The organism is Pacificibacter marinus, assembly GCF_900109555.1.
GTDB classification, from domain to species: domain Bacteria; phylum Pseudomonadota; class Alphaproteobacteria; order Rhodobacterales; family Rhodobacteraceae; genus Celeribacter; species Celeribacter marinus_C.
Map to the genome: position 1 here is coordinate 183980 of NZ_FNZV01000008.1, position 17215 is coordinate 201194.

The following is a 17215-nucleotide window of genomic DNA, read 5'->3' on the forward strand; positions in this document are numbered from 1 at the left end:
GCGACGGGCGTATTTGAAGCATATGTATACAGTTTGCGCCCTATATCACTTCACCCGTTTCGAAACCCCTGCAGATATTCAGGGGCCGCTTTTGGACCTGTGCCAAACTGAGGGGATCACCGGATCATTGCTCATCGCACATGAGGGTATCAACGGCACGATCGCGGGGGCCACGCCTGCTGCAGTAGACCGTATGATCGCCCATATCCGCAGTTTGCCGGGATGTGCGGATTTCGAATACAAACTATCAACAGCGCAAGATCAGCCCTTTGGTAAAATCAAAGTGCGGCTGAAAAAAGAGATCGTCACCATGGGGCAACCCAATGTCGACCCGCGCGCGGCTGTGGGCAACTACTGCACGCCTGAGGAATGGAACGAATTGATTTCCGCGCCTGATGTCGCCGTGATCGACACCCGCAATGATTACGAAGTCGGTATCGGCACGTTTAAAGGCGCGATTGACCCCAAGACGCCGACCTTTCGTGATTTCCCGAAATGGTGGGAAGAAAACAAAGATCGCTTTCACAACAAGCGCATCGCGATGTTCTGTACCGGCGGTATTCGCTGCGAAAAATCGACCAATTATTTGATGCAACAAGGCGTTGAAGATGTGTTTCACCTAAAAGGTGGCATCTTGAAATACCTTGAAGACATGCCCGAAGAGAAAAGTCTTTGGGAAGGGGAATGTTTTGTCTTTGATCAACGTGTGTCCATCGGACATGGGTTGACCGAAGGACCGCATGAGCTGTGCCATGCGTGTCGCCGTCCTATTTTGCCCGAAGACAAAAAGCGTGCAGAGTTTGAGGCGGGCGTATCATGTCATCAATGCGTTAACGAATTTGACGAAGATCGCAAAGAACGGTTCCGTGAGCGCCAAAAACAAATGGCACTTTCAACTGAACGCGGTGAACGTCATCTTGGTCGAACAAGACTGGCTTGAAATTAAATCCAAAAAGATAATGCATATCCTGCGGGCAATGGCAGCGCGGATGAAAGCTGATCTAGCGTTCAACTGCGTAAAATGGATTTATACGAACACGATATCCATGTCGTCAAAATCACTCAAAGACAGCCCCTTGAACGTGACCGTATCAAGTCGCCCATTGCTTTCGTATGTGAATGACAAAGTCCCCGACGCCTCTGAAAGCGCCAAATCGTCGACACTCATACCGTCTATGTCGAACACCACCTGATCTTCGGTCACGTCAAAATCCTGCACGGCATCACGGCCAAAGCCCTGTTCAAAGATAAATCTATCAGCGCCGGAATTCCCCGAAAGAACATCCACTCCACCGCCACCATTTAGATCATCATTGCCATTCCCACCGTACAGATAATCTGACCCATCTCCGCCGATGATCGTGTCATCACCGTCTTGACCATACAAACGATCACGGTGTGCACCGCCATCAATGTGATCCCCGCCATCCCCGCCATATACACGGTCTGCACCATCATCACCGTACAACGCATCCGCATCTTCATTGCCGGAAATAATATCATTATCCGTACCGCCGCTAATCACGTCCATACCAGCACCACCGTATAAGTAGTCATTGCCCGCATCGCCGTTGAGCGTGTCATCGCCCTCTTGGCCAAAAAGACGGTCCCAGCCATCGTTGCCATTCAGAACATCGTTACCCGTCCCCCCCCAAATTCGGTCACCACCAGAGCCGCCACTGAGAGTGTCGTTTCCCGCGTCGCCCGACATAGAATCTCGATCGTTGCCGCCATCTATGGTGTCATTACCAAGTCCACCGCGCAGTATATCGTTGCCATCACCGCCGTTCATCGTGTCGTTGCCCTCCTCACCGTGCATGATGTCGTTGCCTGTACCACCGTACAAAAAGTCGGTTCCTTCACCGCCATACATGACATCATTGCCATCTTGGCCATACAAGCGATCCCAGCCATCACCCCCATCGAGCGTATCGTTATCGGCGCCGCCGTACAGGTAATCCGAACCACTGCCCCCATAAAAGGTATCGTCGCCCCCACCGCCTGCAATCCTATCGTTGCCACTGCCGCCATAGACCGTGTCTTTGCCGTCAGTTCCGGTTTGATCACTGTCTAAAAAGCTATCACTGCCGTCACCTAGGTAAACGAGGTCTTGTCCATTGCCGCCATCAACGGTGTCGTTGCCAGTGCCACCATAGATTTCGTCAGCCCCATCTTCACCGCACAGTATGTCATCGCCATCACCGCCAAGAATTGTATCGCCACCCTCGCCGCCACTGATATTGTCGTCGCCGTGCATGCCTTGGATCAGTTCACTCAGCTTTGAGCCAAAGATGACATCGTCATCACTGGAGCCAAATATTTCACCAACGTTTGCCAAAAAGGGACGGTCTGGATTGATGAAATGCATGCCAAAAATTTGGGCGATGGTCAGCTCGTACCCTGTGTTGGATAAAATATCTAAACGCTCGTTCCCAAACCACAGCGACAAACCACCACTCAAGTTGCTGTATGTAAGCTGGTCAGGTGAATAGAGCATGGAATAATCAGATAGATCGACACGGTCTTTGCCCGCTTCGAAGTCTTCAATGGTATCCATGACGTCATCCGAGGTCATAACAAACACATCTGCGCCAGATCCGCCGTAAAGCCTGTCTGTGCCCCGTCCGTCACTTAGAATATCGTCGCCTGCGTTGCCATGCAGAAGTTCATCACCCGCGCCGCCCACAAGAACATCGTCACCACCGCTGCCCGTGAGGGAGCTATCGCTATTATCGCCGTATTGCGGGGCACTCCATGACCCGACATCGAATGAGAGCGATGTGATGCCGGCGCGCGTTTCTGATGTTAGGTGAAGGCTCACTGTATCGCCATCTTGTGTCACCGAAATTGATGACAGATTCATCAAGGGAGTGTCGTTGGAGGAGTTGAAATTTTCGACCAAAACCAACTGCCCGCCTGGGATGACAGTGAATAGACTAAGTCCCGCATCGCCGCCTGACACCGCGATGAAAGAATTGCCATTCGCTTCAAAGCTTTCAACCATATTGGCGCGGCCAAAAAGCGTATACAGCGTGTCGAGTACATGGTCTGTGGCTCGCAAGGATCCGTCAGGCTTGACCTCAAAGACAGACAACGAACTTGATGTCGAAGACGCGGCGACAACGTAAGTGACATCACCCACCGTAATTGTCGTGAAATCTGTCGGTGTTCCCATACCAACGCCAACCGATGCGCCGCTTCTGCCGACTTCTTCGGTGGTCTGTGTCGAGGCATCATAGCTATAGGATACGACATCGCCCGTCAGATGTTCTGTGGTCAAAATGAACGTTTCACTGCCATTTTGAACGACTTCCAAATGCGCAATATCGGCTTGGAACAAGTCTATAGTTTGAGCGCCCTCAAGGCTTTCGCCAACTGAGGTCATAGAACGGATTTGCACATGCCCTTCGTCGGTAAAGGTGATGATTTGTGCCACGTTTCCATCATTTTCAAGCGGCACAAGAGCAATGATATCCCCTGACGCACCAGAGGTTGCGGGCAATTCTTTAAGCTTAGAAATACTGCCATCATCACCGACAAGATAACCATAAAAGGTCCCATCTGGCGCGGCCCCTGTGACAACAAAATCGTTGCCATACACGGTAACCACCGCGGTCTGAACTGTTTGAAAGTCGCGCGATCCACTGCGAAAAGACCGTGCTGTGATGAAATCAAACGTGCCATCGTCCAGAACATCAAAAGACATCAAGCCGCCCGTTGCGCCATTCAACGCGACAGCAAGACTCCCACTCGGGCCATCCAAGAAATGAATCTCAGATATATCATAGTCGAATGCCTCAACGTCGCTGGCAAATTCTCCAAGGCTTGAAAAATACGACATACGCCCTCACAGTTTCTAAAGTTTAGAAATTATAGGAACACAGTTACCCAAACCTCACTCAAGCAAGGCAAAACTCGGGCGTTTACCGACAACTTGATTAAAAATGGATGGCTTGGACATTTATGTACGTGCCCTTAGAGTGAGCGCGTAGAGCAAGCATGGGATCCGCAATGACTTCGAAGATTTCGATCATACTTCCTGTGTTCAATGCAGAGCCGTTTTTAGACGAGACGCTTGCGTCTGTCTTGGCGCAGACCCATCAAGATTGGGAATTGATTGCAATTGATGACGGATCAACGGACGAAAGCCCATATATTTTACAGCAAGCCGCACAGGGCGATCCGCGTATACATGTGATACGCCACTCTGAAAGCCAGGGGGTCTTTGCCGCCCGCAATCATGGACTTGATATGGCAAATGGGGCGTATATCGCCTTTTTGGATGCGGATGATGTCTGGGGGTCCACCAAGCTGGTCGATCAACTTGGTTTTATGCAAAGCGCGCACAGTGGTTTTAGCTGTACCAGCTTTGATGTCATCGATCAGCAAGGCAGAAAAATAAGCGCACGCATTGCACCCGCGCGCACCACGAGAGATCAACTTTTGCTGTGCAACACGATTGGCACATCGACGGTGATGATATCGCGTCGCGTTTTGGGGAAACATAGATTTCCAGCGTTAAAGATGCGTCAAGATTATGCACTCTGGCTGACCATCTTAACAACGTACGACGCGTGTCTTGGTTTGGACGCACATCTTACACGATACCGGCGACATGCGGCGTCTTTATCTGGATCAAAACTACGGTCTGCAATCGCGACATGGGGTGTTTATAAAACGGTACCCAATTTGACGTTCGCTCGATCGATTTGGTCCTATGCAAACTATTTGGGGCGTACGCTTGTGAAAAATTCAAACCTCAAACGTGGTAAGTAAACTTTCATATACAGAATATTATCGCCGCTCAGGTGAAGCGCCAGCCAAAAGGCGGATGGTTTCAAGAATGCCGACCAACCACAAAATATAAAGCCCAAGAACCGCACGAGCGCGCTTGCCCAAAGACACAGGTGCTTTGACAAAACGCCACGTTTCGCGAGCTGGTGGAAAAAGACCGACAAATATCCATAAAAGACGTCGCTTTAAAACCCCATTACGCACCTGCCCGCCGCGAATACGGCGTGCTTTTCGCGCCATCTCACCAAAGCTGCAGCGGGCCTTATGAGTGACAACAGCACCATCGAGATATGTGATTGGGTAGCCTTTTGTGGCTGCCAACCGACATAAAGCCGCATCGCCGCCAGACAAGCGTGCAGCATCAAACTCACCACATTCATCAATGGCGACACGTGGCACACATAAGTTTGCGCATGCTCCATATCCGTTGCGGACATAACGATCTTGCGGAATGCCCCGCAGTTCGTCGTAGGTGGACCAAAGAGTCGCTTGTGCAGCAGGCACCATAGATATCCGACCCGCCAAAAGCATGTTTGGATTTTGTAAAACGGCCTTCGAAATGACGTCCAACCAGTCAGGTTCAGGAACACAGTCAGCGTCAGTAAAAACAATGTGTGTTGCACGGCATACAGAAATTCCGACATTGCGCGCAGCGTAAGATCCGGCTGTCAGGCAATCTTTCAATTGCACATTCGGGGCCAAAACTGTGCGATCAAACTGGGCTGGCACAGGTTCATTCGCCACAACGACCACATGAAACGCCGCTTGATCTAAGGACTGATGTCGCAATGCGTTCAGCATATTTGGCAGCATATCCCATTGATCATAAACGGGGATAACAACACTCAGCTTTGGCATATCCGACACAAAATTAACCCTTATTTAAGCAGAACTACCATACTCATTATCCATCCCGTCGCGATTAGACATGTAAGGGATATAGGTTGACGTTCCATTTACGCGGAGTTTTTCTTTTCTATGCAACACTTTGACCGGTTTAACGCGCGCGATGCACTCAAGCGCAGATCTGAAAATTCATCATGGAGTAACGCAAAGCCCCGCATTACCCCTGAAACATGGCCCGCAATCAACGCGAGCTTTAAGGTGAAATCTGGTGCCAAAGTGTTCACCGTTGGCAGTTGTTTTGCCCGCAACATCGAAGAACAACTCTCGCTGCTTGGATTTCAGCTGCCTACGCTACAGTTCTCAGTGCCCAATACCGAATGGCCAGGGCTGCGTAGAAACGGAATTTTGAACAAATACACCCCTGCAGCAGTTTGCCAAGAGATTGAATGGGCCGCGCAAATCTTTAAACGCGGTGACGGATTTATACCAAGCGATGCAGATCAAATGCGCATGGATATATCAGACACCCAAGTCGTCGATATGCATTTGGGGGGCTTTGTGCCCGTGACACCAGAGCGTTTTCTTGAACGCCGCAAAGACATTTATGATGTGTATGCCCACGCGTTTTCGGCAGATTTGGTTGCATTAACATTCGGCTTGACGGAAAGCTGGGAAGATACACAGACGGGTTTGCACATTCACCAAGCGCCTGCTTCGCGGCAATTGCTGCGCAAAGCTGCTAATTATGACTTTGTAAACTTGGATCACGAGGCCTGCTTGGGCTTCATGCGCCGTACTGTTGAGGTGCTCAAAGAACTAAATTCAGATGTAGCAATTATCACAACAGTTTCGCCTGTTCCGTTGAATACTACATTTACGGATCAAGACGTTATCACGGCAAATATGTTGTCTAAATCCACCCTGCGCAGCGCCGTTGGAAAACTGGTATCCGATTATGAACGGGTGGACTATTTCCCAAGTTACGAAAGTGTTGTGCTCTCTCCAAACGGCATCGCATTTGAAGACGATTTACGCCATATCCGCGATGGGTTTGTAGGCAAAATCGTTCAAAGATTGACTGCGCATTACTTCGACATCACAGACAAAACGGCGACCTTGATTCAACAATCAGCCATCGCTTTGGGCACAGAAAAAACCACGAAAAGCACACCAGCATTCGTAGCACTGGACAAGCTCAATCCGGATATTGCGGCACTGTCAGATGATCAACTCAACATCTATCTGCGCAACTCATGGCGCATTGAAAATCGCAAAAAAGTGCATCTCATTGCAAAAGAAATTATGAAACGCCCCCTGCGCATTCATAGGCATTTGCGCAGCATCGCCCATATTTTTCCACGTTGTAATCTTGAAAAAGAATTGAAAATCTATGCCCAAGCTGTGCTCGACAAAGACCCTGACAGCACTCTGGCCAATAAATGCCTTAATTTGTCCGCAGCCTAAGAACACCTATCTTAGATGAGTTCCAAATAAGCTTGCGCAATCACCCTTGGATCAAAGCGAACCAATGAGGCCTGTGCGGGGCGCGGATCATGCACGCTGTCCAATGTGCAGGCCAGCGCTTTCGCCAGCGCATCTGTGTCTGCGACAGGCACCAAAGTGCCATAGGCGCCATCTGCCAAAACCTCCCTTGGACCAGAGGGGCAGTCGGTTGCAACAACAGGGCACCCAACGGCCATGGCTTCTGCAATCGCCATTCCGAAACCTTCCCATTGGGCCGAAGAGACAAAGCATGCTGCATCTTTCATGAATGCAACGGGGTCTTCAACATAACCCAAAAGCTGAATGTCGCCCGCAAATAAAGTTTGATCAATCTGATGCTGCAGTTGATTACGTAAGGGCCCCTCGCCCAATATAAGTAACCGTACCGCATGCGTTTTGCGCAGTTGAACAAACGCTGAAATCAATGTTTGAAAGTCTTTTTGTGGCACCAAACGGCCGCACGCAACGATGGCGGGGACTTGCGGTTGCGCCAACCATGGATGTGCGATTTGAAGTTTCAAAAGTGGAACGCCAACTGGGTTGTAGATAGTTTTAACATACCCATTCGGCAAACGAGCGCGCTCTTCCATATCTCGTGCGACACCGTCCGAAACAGCCACCAAATGATTCACAAATTTTGAAAGCGACCTAGACACCCAATCCATCGCGCGTTGAGCTACATTTTTACTTTTTGTATCAAGCGTTTGGTGTGTATGAAACGACCACACCAACGGCGTTTTACCTTGCCCAGCACAGGTCCGCGCAAACAAGACAGTAAGATTGACATAGTCACGAGCGGACACAATCAAATCAGGCTGTGCCTTACGAAACTGTCGCGCAAGATGAAAGACCGCGCACCGCGCTCTTGTGTGTAGCACAACCACATTCACGCCCTCTGGGACAGCGCATATCGGCGGCGCAAACAGAACCAGATCAACGTAACAACCAATGGCGGTCAACTCTTGAGACAATGACAAAAACACTGTCCCAATTCCGCCGCCATCGACACTATCTGTGACAAAACAGATGCGATGGCGCACGCTAATTTCCACCTTACCCATTTTGCCCAGCGGATAGAAGGAATTTGGTAAGTTGATTTAAAAACTGAGGATGTAAAGAGTCTCCAAAGGCCAAATCATCGTTAAACTCTTCTTTGAACATCGGCGCATTTTGAGCCTCTTTAGGCATGAATTCATACTTTAAAAGTTCATTGGCATCCACGTATTGCGCATAAAAATCTAATGCATCCTCTTTATCTTGAAAAAGAGAGCGCTTGGGCATCGATTTGAAAAACTCACGAAGGGCAGTAGACGACCCGAGTTTTTCAATATCTTTGCGCAATGTTTTCGCGTCAACACGCCCATTCATCATACGTTTCCAAACCACTAAATCCGGCGACAACGATGCATTTTCGACCGGCACCGACGATAGACCAGACAGGGCAACATCGATGCCCGTACCAAATTCATCCAAAATGTTATCCGCTTTGATCAAATCTTCGAACCTAAGCACATGCAGCTTGCCAAATACTTGTGCCCAAGCACGAGCTTGCCTCAGGTAATCAAACCGATGCCAAAAGCAGTTACGGAACTCAGAAAAATCGCCTCGATATCCGCTGGTTTTGATGTGCTCTTGGTACAAAGATTGCCCGTATTCAATTTGCCGCCGCACAACCATGGCGATTTCAATGTCATCCACGGGAAAATGATCGCGAACTTCGCGAATATAATCTATCCGCTTGGGCCAATAATTTTCAGCGAGACCAGGTATCTTTTGTGGCTGACCATCTGCGCCCATAGAGACGTGGCGGAAAAATGATTCCGCGCTGATAATCGTTGTGTCGTAGTTTTTGGATTTCTCAGCAACGTGCGCGAAAAAATTCACAGCGTCTTTTCGGGTTAAATCGGGGTGTGCGCCCGAAAATGCGTTGGCGATTCCAATGTGGGCATAGTGGCCACGTTTGTTGATCAGATCATAATTTGGATACCAAATGCCATTTTCTTTGAGCACCTCACGGTTGCGAGACAACCCCCGCTGAATAGAGGTGGTGCCTGTTTTATGTGTGCCGATATGAAGGATCAAACGCCCCATAAATATACCTCAGTTCGCCTGTTTATCGTGATTTTCGCGACCATAAGTCCCATGAATGGCTTGCTCCCAAACATCTGTGATCTTATCGGGCGCAAAGTCATTTACCCGCTCACGCCCCGCCGTCGCCAGTCGACGTTGTTCTTGGGGCAAGTTCATCAACCGCGCCAACGCAACCGCAAAATTCTTGGATCGATCGCCTTGGCTGGGCACATGAATGCCACTCACATCGTGTTCAACAATGTAATTAAAGCCAGAGCAATTCTCGAATCCGATCGCAGGAACACCGTGAGACAGAGCTTCTGTAATCACCAAACCGAACCCCTCAAACTCGGCTGGGTGAGCAAGGATAGAGGCTTTAAGATACACGCTTTCAATATCCTTCGTGGCCCCGCGCAAGTGCACCACTTTATTGAGATTTAGCGCATCAATTTGTGCACGCAGCTGATCTTTCAAGGGGCCAACTCCGTAAATATCACAGCGCCAATCTGGAAAATCACGATACAGAAGGCTCCACGCATTGATCAAAATTTCATGCTGCTTCACCGTGGCCAACCGACCGACAGAGACCACGACGCTTTCACGTTTTGTAGTCTCAACAGATGCCGCATCAATCTGTTGCGCGGCATTCGGCATGACTAAAATTTTATCACGTAAAGCAGGATCAAACCACTCAACGAATTCAGGCAACAAAGTGCCAATCCCATCAAATCGACTCAATACATTTCGACGTAACTTACGGTCCACAGGGTTAGGGTCCCAACGTTCCGGATTGTCAAAATCTTGCTCTGGTACATTGTGCAACGACGCGAAAAGACGTGGCTTGTGTGTGATTTTTGCATAGCCGAGCGCGGTCACAGCAGGGGGCAAAAATGCAATCACAACATCAGGCCGAACTGAATCTATATGCTTGGCAAGACGGTGGCGAAAGCTTGCATGCTGACTGACCCACTGCAAATGCGCCAGGCCAGGTAAAAAGGTTCGATTGCGATGCAACATTGTGCGCAGCCGCCCAAGCACACGCCAAAGGCGTGGCCTGTGTTGATTACGCGGCCTGATGTTTGACCGAATAATACCTTTGGTCATCGGGTAAAATGGTGGTTTTCCGCGCACCTCATGGGTCACAATTTCAACTGCATACCCACGATCATATAGGGCATTCGCAGTTTCAATCAGCACACGCTCGGCACCGCCGCTGCGCATTGCGAGTTTATCAATAACAAAGCAAAGCCGTGTTTTACGAGCTGAGGGTTGTGACATCATCATTCACCCTTTTTCAAGGAATTGCGTCAAATCCTGCATCATCGCAGCGGCCAGTTCATCAGCAAATATTTCATGTTTATCCTTCGCAACGAGCATCCCTTCTTCAGTCATACGACGCAGAATGCGCATGATCTTTTTTCTGGCTATATCTGGCGACATAGTCATGCCGCGACGCTCCAAAGCGTCACGAAGCTTAGTTGAAATGTCGCGGATCTTTAAATTTTTTCTAACCAAATGTTGCACATCTAAAGCTGCAAGGTCTTCGACTGTAACGGTCATAGGAGCTGTAAAGGCCACACCTTGTATCGAAGCAGTTACCAACTCTTGGGCAGCTGCCTTTGTGGCCTCGGACGCGGCGTATGTTGTATTGCTGCGCAAGCTCAAAAGCGTCACGTTAAGCGTTTCGCAATTTGCACCTTTGCGAAGCATTTTAAGACAGCTCACGACATCAGATATTTGTGCATCAACGAACACGAGCAACGGAATTTTATCATCGGCAAAATCGTACTTCATCGCGTAACCTGCAGCATTGATCAGACGACTGTCTTCATTTGAAAGCAAAGCGTTATTGTACGTCTGATCACGTTTACCGGTGGCCCAAGGCATCTTAAAAAACTGATATTCTTGCCCAAAAATATGTTGAAAGGCTTCCGCATCCAGCATGCTCGGGTTCAACAAATCAAAACTTCCCAAAAGAACGGCAATTTTCATCATATTATCCTTGATTCAAAGATTGTTTGAGACGGAACAATGCGTATCGGGGATCACTTTTGAAGGCGTGAAACTTGTAAGCCATAGCCAACCCATGTTCTGAATTGTTTTTCGCAAAGCGGGATGCCACAAAGTCTGCCTTAGATTTTGCGCGCTGTGTAAACGTCGGCCCAAACTCTAGCAAAGCCGCGTTGTGCTTATTGAAAATGGTATTGTAGCAGCCGCGAATTTCAGCAGCATTTCTGCCAATGTCTGACTTGAAATAGCAGCACAACGAATTCCTATTGCTTGGCGTCACCAACCGACCGCCAGCGCGTACAAAAGAAATGAAATAGTCCAAATCCTGCAACCGCAAAAGGCGCTCATCAAAACGGGCCGCGCGCTCAAACGATTTACGTGTGCCTAAAAGGGTCCAAAGATAGGCCCGCAATTTGTCGCCGATGAAAAGCTCTTTGAGTTGGTCGCCTCGTGCAATTTGATCAACCTTGCGCCGCCGCTTGCCTTCCCATTTCCAATCGTAATTACACGTGATCCAATGCGTATCGACATCATCGCCCTTGTGCACCAAGTCGTACAAGCAATTGAACTGCGACTGAATTTTATCTTTGTACCAAATATCACCCGCATCGAGCCAAGCCAAAAATGGGGCATCAGCGGCATCCAAAAGCTTATTACGCGTCTTCGGACGCCCAAGGTTTTCAGGGCTCTTGATCAATTCAATATTCAAGGAGCTTTGCAAAATAACTTGTTCAGTTTTTTGCAGTTCATCGCGCTCTGAACCATCATCAACAACGATAACACGTTTGCTACCCGCCCAAGTTTGATTTTCAATAGACTCTAGCGACAGCGCCAAGGCACTGGAATCGTTGTAGTGTGGGATCAATACATCAAGTGTGGTCAAAAATAACATTCCTTACAATTGAAAAAATAGGCAACTTTTTCTGTCGGCCCTTGGTGAAACTGGCCTCTATTTCGATAGGGCTTCCTTAGTTTTCATGATCTTTTGCTTTCATATTTGCCTCATGTGCAGCAATCGCATCTGAAATTTCAGGAAAGTATGCCAGCTTTCCCTTTTCCAAAACCGCGCCGCAATCACACAGTTCGTGAAGCATTCCCATGCTGTGAGACACAACGATGGCCCCACTATGCTTGAGACGTTCGCGAATAACCGCGCTACTTTTTTGTCGAAATGCGGCATCCCCCACCGATGTCACTTCATCAATGATATAAGTATCAAACGGGATTCCCATTGAGACAGCAAAGGCAAGTCGCGACTTCATACCAGACGAATAGGTGCGAACTGGCATATGAAAATTCTGGCCAAGCTCTGTGAAATCTTCAACAAAATCTATGAGTGCATCCGTATCAATGCCATACACACGTGCGACGAAGAGGGTGTTTTGTGCCCCAGTCAACGCCCCATGAAACGAACCAGCAAAGCCGACGGGCCAAGAAATTGTTCCCGATATTTTGACGTCACCGCTTTCGGGCAACAAAGTACCTGTAATGATTTTGAGAAGTGTCGATTTTCCAGCACCATTGCGGCCTAACAGTCCCAAGCACTTACGCTCGGGAATGTCCAAATTGGCATTTTTCACAATATACTGTGGCGCGCCTTTGCTGCGAAAAGACTTGGTCAAGTTTGAGATCTGAATCATAATTACCTACGATCTCGTAGGGAATAATAGACCATCACAAGAATGATCCAGCCAAAGAAGGAAAAGAACGCCACCAATGTTGTGAGCAGTATTTTTCTTGGATATTCGGGACGATCCGCATGGGTCGGTTTGATATGTGCTGCCAGATACCGACTTTGACGCCGCGCCTCGCCATTGGCGTTATCAAGTGCATCAAGTGCCTGTAGATATGATTGTTCAGCAAATTCAACCTCGACGCTTAACTCTTCGTAGCGTCCCATAAGCTGTGCAAGCGCTTCACCGTTTTCACTATCCCCAAGGCCAAACTTGCCGCGTTGAATGTCGATTTGTTTTTCGATAACGCCAATTTTTAAATTGAGTTGAACAAGGCGAGGATCAGTTTTTGTTGCAGACAATTCTAGCAAACCACGACTAATAAGCGCTTGGGTCAACTGTGTTTGCATAGAGGTCAAAACCCCCATCTGCCCCTGAATATCGGCAGCGGGGTCAATAATTTGGGTCTGATTTCGAAATTCTGCAAGCGTTCTACGCGCAGATTTAAGCCGCGCAACAGCGACTTCCAGATCATCTTGCGCATACGACGTTGCATCAGAACGGGCCTGCGTCGACAAATCGTTAATCATAGCGCTGCTTTGCGCAAACATCTCTTCGGCCAAAATCACGGCGCTGTCGGCATCAAACGCACGCACTTCGACTTCTAGAATACCAGCGCCACCATCATAACCGATCTTGGTCATCTTATTCCAAAACGCGAGCAAATCTTCGATTGAGGGGTCTTGCTTTAGGCAGAAAATGAAATCTTTATTGCCCTCATCGCAGCCATAAACCGAGACAAGATTCAATTTGTCATCCATCTCCCGCACCAATTGCTGGCTTTGAATAAAGTCATACAGGATCTCTGTGTCTGTACTGTCGGCGCTTGAAAGTTGGCTGATGCCACCCAAAACTTCGAGCGCAGGAGACGTTTGCGCACTGCGTACAGAAAAGCCGATGCGAGTCACATATTGGTCACGCGCTTGCGTCCACAGGTAACCCGCCGTGATTGCGGTGGGCAAAAAGACCCCAAGACACAACAGAATGACCGCGCCAATATGTCGACGCTGCGGTTTGGCACGGCGCGCCAAGGGTCGGACAATGATCTCTGGCCTTGGCGCAGGGGGCCTACGCTTACGTTTTGGCGCTGTCGCCGAGACCGACGCAGGTTGACGCGTCTCTGGGTGGGCATGGGTTTCACCATCTTGCACGTGATCAGCACCTTTGTACCAAATAAATCGTCGCCATTGTATATTTGATAAGAAAAATGACCCATAATCATGATTAATTGGTTAATTCGCATTCACTTTAATCAGTGAAGAAATCCGCGTTAGGTGCTTTCATGGTAACTGTTTTCAAACGGTCATTCGCAACAGTTTGGGCGCTCATTTCGCGTGAAATGGCAACAAACTACGGCAAATCACCTGGCGGCTATATATGGGCTATTTTAGAACCTGCTGCGGGCATTGCGCTTATGACCGCACTCTTCTCAATTGCATTTCGACAGCCGCAACTTGGCATCAGCTTTGCGCTGTTTTATGCCACGGGAATGCTGCCTTTTACGATGTACAAAGATCTTTCAGGCAAGATTGCAAAATCTATTTCCTTTAGCGAAAAACTGATGGCCTATCCCGCAGTCACGTTCATGGACGCCATTCTCGCCAGACTGATATTGAATACCATCACTCAAATCACAATCTTTTTCATTGTCTTTGGCTTTATAATGGCGACCGTGGAAACACGTGCACATTTGGATTTTCAATGGATAGCGCTGTCCATTGCAGCCACACTTAACCTGTCTGTGGGAATTGGAATTTTCAACAGCGTTGCCTTCATGAAAGTGCCAGTGTGGGAAAACATGTGGGCTATTCTAAACCGGCCTATGTTTATGATTTCATGTATTTTCTTTTTGTTTGATAGCGTCCCAGAACCTTTTAAATCCATGCTTTGGTTCAATCCGTTGGTGCACATCGTCGGACTTATGCGCAAAGGGTTCTACCCATCATATGACGCGGCATATGTGTCTTTGACCTATCTCTTTGCCCCGCCGCTGATCCTATCTGCTTTTGGGTTAATGATGCTGCGTAGATACCACAATTCAGTGCGCTAAAGCGCCTCATTCACACACCGTGATCATATTATAAAAACAACCAATGCTTGGTGCTCGACTTAGTGTGATATCCCGAGTGCCATCGTCTCTTTCGCCATATCGGCGGCTAGTTTTGAGATGTCATCTTGAGGCGTCTTTCTCAACAACTCCACACGCAAAGCAGATATATTCGCTTGAAAGCGCCGTGCAAGGCGCATGGGATCCGCGTCACACGGTAGCTGGCCTGCAGCGCGAGCGGCTTCAAAAGCCTCGGCGAACTCCCCGCACATTTGGTCAAGGTAGCGTAGCGATGCCGCAGCGATTTTGGGATCGGTGGATGCAGTATCAACAACGGTCTTCATCAGCATACAGGCCTGTCGCGAAGAATCTTCCTGCGCAAGATTTGCATAGTTTTGAAACTGTGCCGCCAACCCAGCAAGCGGCGTTACAGCCTTGGACATTTCTGCGCGAAAGCCTTTGAGAGATGCTTCAAAATAGCGTTCAATCGCCAAAAGGTAGAGGTTTTCCTTGCTCTCAAACGCGGCATAAATACTGCCGGGCTTCATATGCAGTGCCGCTTCCAGATCCTTAAGCGATGTCGCGTGATATCCCTTACGCCAAAAGAGGATCATGGCTGCATCAAGTGCGCCGTCACGATCATAATTTGCGGCACGAGCCATGGTTTACCCTTTCATCTCGGCGATTTGCGACAAAATACTGGTATAATTGTCTACGCCTTGCGCACCAGTGACAAGGTGTTTGCGGTCGAACACTACGGCAGGCACACCGGAAACGCCCTGTTTTTGCCAGAACTGTTCGGCCCTGCGGACCTCATTGGCAAAGCGTTGATCGTCTAGCACGGCGGCGGCCTGCGCACGATCCAGTCCGATTTCAGCGGCCACATCTGCCAACACATCATCGTCAGACAGGTTACGTTGTTCAGTGAAATGAGCGGTGAACAACGCCAATTTAAGGTCGTGTTTGCGGCCTTGGGTCTCGGCCCAATGAAGCAGCTGATGAGTGTTAAATGTGTTGTGCATACGAGAGTCTTCGGCCCAAGCAAACTCAAACCCAAGACTGTCGCCCAGTGCTTTCATCTGCTGGCGTGATTGCTCGGATTGTTCAGGCGTACTGCCGTATTTTTCGATGATATGCTCGCGGGTATTCTGCCCTTCGGGCGGCATTTTCGGGTTCAACTCGAACGGATGCCAGTGGATTTCGTGGTCGGTGCCGGAAGCGTCCAGCGCCCGCGACAGCTGGTGATAGCCAATGATGCACCAAGGGCACATAACATCAGATACAATGTCGATACGTAAAGGTTCGGTCATTATCATACGCTCCGATCGCGGCCTATAACCTGACGCTTACCGCCAGCAAGACAATGAGATAAGTTTCATAAGCTCCATTTGCCATAGGGTTGGCAAAAATTAGCATTAAAATTAGCGGCACCCAAAGGTGACACGGCAGCCTGACATAAGTTGGTCAAACCACGGTGCTACAAAAGCACAGCTAGACTGGCCATCTTATCGGGGTAAGCAGGGCGTTCACCGCGACCATCACCCATAGTCGAAAAGCACAGAAGGATATCCAAATGCGCAAAAACAGGATGGTTTTTGGTAGAGAGAAGGTTGCCGGAGCAGTCACCCACCCCGGCAATTCATTATTCAGCGGCGATTGTTGATTTCTTTTCCCAAGCGAACTTTTGGAACACTTGGTCCACAGGTGTTTTTGCAAAGTGGTTGGTGTAGTTGGACATCAACTTTTGCGCAGCACCCAAGATGATTTCAAGGATGTTGGTTTCAGTGAAACCCGCGTCCAAGAACGCCTGCGTATCGGCATCGGCTACAAAACCACGATCACGAATCATTGCCAAAGTGAAAGTGCGCAGAGCTTCAAGTTTGGCAGTCGGCAGAGGTGTTTCGTTGCGCAAAGCTTCGGTAATCGCATCGTCAATTTTCATCATCTTCGCGATTCCTGTGTGGGCAGGTACGCAGTAGTGGCAGCTATTTTCGACGTTGATTGTTTGCCAGACAACAGTTTTTTCTTCGTCTGTCAGCGTCGTTGCCATGAACTGTTGGTGGGCAAAGTTATAAGCGGCGAGCAGCGGTGGCGCATCGGCCATCGTACCGTGCAGGCCCGGAATGCGACCGTTGTTTTTAAGCGAGGTTTCCAAAAGCGGTTTACCTGCTTCTGGAGCGGATTCGATAGTGTGGATCGGGAAGATTGCCAT

Annotated in this window: 16 protein-coding genes; 4 read left to right on the forward strand and 12 right to left on the reverse strand. The window is 49.0% G+C overall.

Annotated elements, in window-relative coordinates; translation table 11 throughout:
- The first annotated feature begins 22 nt into the window (after positions 1 to 22).
- Positions 23 to 940, forward strand: a complete 918-nt coding sequence (gene trhO / locus BM025_RS11875) for an oxygen-dependent tRNA uridine(34) hydroxylase TrhO (protein WP_085848021.1) — start codon at positions 23 to 25, stop codon at positions 938 to 940.
- Between the two features lie 87 nt (positions 941 to 1027).
- Here trhO and BM025_RS11880 read toward each other — a convergent pair whose 3' ends face one another.
- A complete protein-coding gene (locus BM025_RS11880) occupies positions 1028 to 3841 on the reverse strand; it encodes a calcium-binding protein (protein ID WP_085848020.1) in 2814 nt (937 codons plus the stop codon).
- A 170-nt stretch (positions 3842 to 4011) separates the two neighbouring features.
- Here BM025_RS11880 and BM025_RS11885 point away from each other — a divergent pair, with 170 nt between their 5' ends.
- Complete coding sequence (locus tag BM025_RS11885) at positions 4012 to 4776, forward strand: glycosyltransferase family 2 protein (protein WP_170842183.1); 765 nt, start codon at positions 4012 to 4014, stop codon at positions 4774 to 4776.
- 18 nt (positions 4777 to 4794) lie between these two features.
- Here BM025_RS11885 and BM025_RS11890 read toward each other — a convergent pair whose 3' ends face one another.
- A complete protein-coding gene (locus BM025_RS11890) occupies positions 4795 to 5652 on the reverse strand; it encodes a glycosyltransferase family 2 protein (RefSeq protein ID WP_085848018.1) in 858 nt (285 codons plus the stop codon).
- Between the two features lie 120 nt (positions 5653 to 5772).
- On the opposite strand from BM025_RS11890, the gene BM025_RS11895 reads away from it, so the two are divergent.
- A complete protein-coding gene (locus BM025_RS11895; protein WP_085848017.1) occupies positions 5773 to 7104 on the forward strand; it encodes a GSCFA domain-containing protein in 1332 nt (443 codons plus the stop codon).
- A gap of 11 nt (positions 7105 to 7115) precedes the next feature.
- On the opposite strand, the gene BM025_RS11900 is transcribed toward BM025_RS11895, so the two are convergent.
- The 7 genes from BM025_RS11900 to BM025_RS11930 all read right to left on the reverse strand — a co-directional run bounded on the left by BM025_RS11900 (position 7116) and on the right by BM025_RS11930 (position 14107).
- Positions 7116 to 8183 carry a glycosyltransferase gene (locus BM025_RS11900; protein ID WP_170842184.1) on the reverse strand — a complete coding sequence of 356 codons (1068 nt, stop codon included), beginning with the start codon at positions 8181 to 8183 and terminating at the stop codon, positions 7116 to 7118.
- A 13-nt stretch (positions 8184 to 8196) separates the two neighbouring features.
- Positions 8197 to 9234, reverse strand: coding sequence for a hypothetical protein (locus BM025_RS11905; protein WP_085848015.1), 1038 nt, complete (start codon positions 9232 to 9234; stop codon positions 8197 to 8199).
- A 9-nt stretch (positions 9235 to 9243) separates the two neighbouring features.
- Positions 9244 to 10491 carry a glycosyltransferase gene (locus tag BM025_RS11910; protein ID WP_170842185.1) on the reverse strand — a complete coding sequence of 416 codons (1248 nt, stop codon included), beginning with the start codon at positions 10489 to 10491 and terminating at the stop codon, positions 9244 to 9246.
- A 6-nt stretch (positions 10492 to 10497) separates the two neighbouring features.
- Complete coding sequence (locus BM025_RS11915; RefSeq protein WP_085848013.1) at positions 10498 to 11205, reverse strand: hypothetical protein; 708 nt, start codon at positions 11203 to 11205, stop codon at positions 10498 to 10500.
- A gap of 4 nt (positions 11206 to 11209) precedes the next feature.
- Positions 11210 to 12106, reverse strand: coding sequence for a glycosyltransferase family 2 protein (locus BM025_RS11920; RefSeq protein WP_170842186.1), 897 nt, complete (start codon positions 12104 to 12106; stop codon positions 11210 to 11212).
- Positions 12107 to 12191: 85 nt separating this feature from the next.
- The gene (locus BM025_RS11925) at positions 12192 to 12863 is read right to left on the reverse strand and encodes an ABC transporter ATP-binding protein (protein ID WP_085848011.1); all 672 of its coding nucleotides are present in this window, start codon (positions 12861 to 12863) and stop codon (positions 12192 to 12194) included.
- A gap of 2 nt (positions 12864 to 12865) precedes the next feature.
- Entirely contained in the window at positions 12866 to 14107 is a 1242-nt protein-coding gene (locus BM025_RS11930; RefSeq protein ID WP_085848010.1) for a KpsE/RkpR family capsule polysaccharide export protein, read from the reverse strand.
- 131 nt (positions 14108 to 14238) lie between these two features.
- Here BM025_RS11930 and BM025_RS11935 point away from each other — a divergent pair, with 131 nt between their 5' ends.
- Complete coding sequence (locus BM025_RS11935; protein ID WP_085848009.1) at positions 14239 to 15006, forward strand: ABC transporter permease; 768 nt, start codon at positions 14239 to 14241, stop codon at positions 15004 to 15006.
- Positions 15007 to 15065: 59 nt separating this feature from the next.
- Here BM025_RS11935 and BM025_RS11940 read toward each other — a convergent pair whose 3' ends face one another.
- From BM025_RS11940 to BM025_RS11950, 3 genes are all read right to left on the reverse strand, one after another.
- Positions 15066 to 15665 carry a TetR/AcrR family transcriptional regulator gene (locus tag BM025_RS11940; protein WP_085848008.1) on the reverse strand — a complete coding sequence of 200 codons (600 nt, stop codon included), beginning with the start codon at positions 15663 to 15665 and terminating at the stop codon, positions 15066 to 15068.
- A 3-nt stretch (positions 15666 to 15668) separates the two neighbouring features.
- Positions 15669 to 16319, reverse strand: a complete 651-nt coding sequence (locus BM025_RS11945) for a DsbA family oxidoreductase (protein WP_370738053.1) — start codon at positions 16317 to 16319, stop codon at positions 15669 to 15671.
- Positions 16320 to 16645: 326 nt separating this feature from the next.
- Positions 16646 to 17215, reverse strand: coding sequence for a carboxymuconolactone decarboxylase family protein (locus tag BM025_RS11950; protein ID WP_085848006.1), 570 nt, complete (start codon positions 17213 to 17215; stop codon positions 16646 to 16648).

What these genes read in the sequence shown, in the direction of transcription:
- BM025_RS11935 (WP_085848009.1), top strand. Translation starts at nt 14,239, where the DNA reads ATGGTAACTGTTTTCAAACGGTCATTCGCAACAGTTTGGGCGCTCATT.
- BM025_RS11945 (WP_370738053.1), bottom strand. Translation starts at nt 16,319, where the DNA reads ATGATAATGACCGAACCTTTACGTATCGACATTGTATCTGATGTTATG.
- BM025_RS11915 (WP_085848013.1), bottom strand. Translation starts at nt 11,205, where the DNA reads ATGAAAATTGCCGTTCTTTTGGGAAGTTTTGATTTGTTGAACCCGAGC.
- BM025_RS11925 (WP_085848011.1), bottom strand. Translation starts at nt 12,863, where the DNA reads ATGATTCAGATCTCAAACTTGACCAAGTCTTTTCGCAGCAAAGGCGCG.
- BM025_RS11905 (WP_085848015.1), bottom strand. Translation starts at nt 9,234, where the DNA reads ATGGGGCGTTTGATCCTTCATATCGGCACACATAAAACAGGCACCACC.
- BM025_RS11890 (WP_085848018.1), bottom strand. Translation starts at nt 5,652, where the DNA reads ATGCCAAAGCTGAGTGTTGTTATCCCCGTTTATGATCAATGGGATATG.
- BM025_RS11950 (WP_085848006.1), bottom strand. Translation starts at nt 17,215, where the DNA reads ATGGCAATCTTCCCGATCCACACTATCGAATCCGCTCCAGAAGCAGGT.
- BM025_RS11910 (WP_170842185.1), bottom strand. Translation starts at nt 10,491, where the DNA reads ATGTCACAACCCTCAGCTCGTAAAACACGGCTTTGCTTTGTTATTGAT.
- BM025_RS11880 (WP_085848020.1), bottom strand. Translation starts at nt 3,841, where the DNA reads ATGTCGTATTTTTCAAGCCTTGGAGAATTTGCCAGCGACGTTGAGGCA.
- BM025_RS11885 (WP_170842183.1), top strand. Translation starts at nt 4,012, where the DNA reads ATGACTTCGAAGATTTCGATCATACTTCCTGTGTTCAATGCAGAGCCG.
- BM025_RS11895 (WP_085848017.1), top strand. Translation starts at nt 5,773, where the DNA reads ATGCAACACTTTGACCGGTTTAACGCGCGCGATGCACTCAAGCGCAGA.
- BM025_RS11940 (WP_085848008.1), bottom strand. Translation starts at nt 15,665, where the DNA reads ATGGCTCGTGCCGCAAATTATGATCGTGACGGCGCACTTGATGCAGCC.
- trhO (WP_085848021.1), top strand. Translation starts at nt 23, where the DNA reads ATGTATACAGTTTGCGCCCTATATCACTTCACCCGTTTCGAAACCCCT.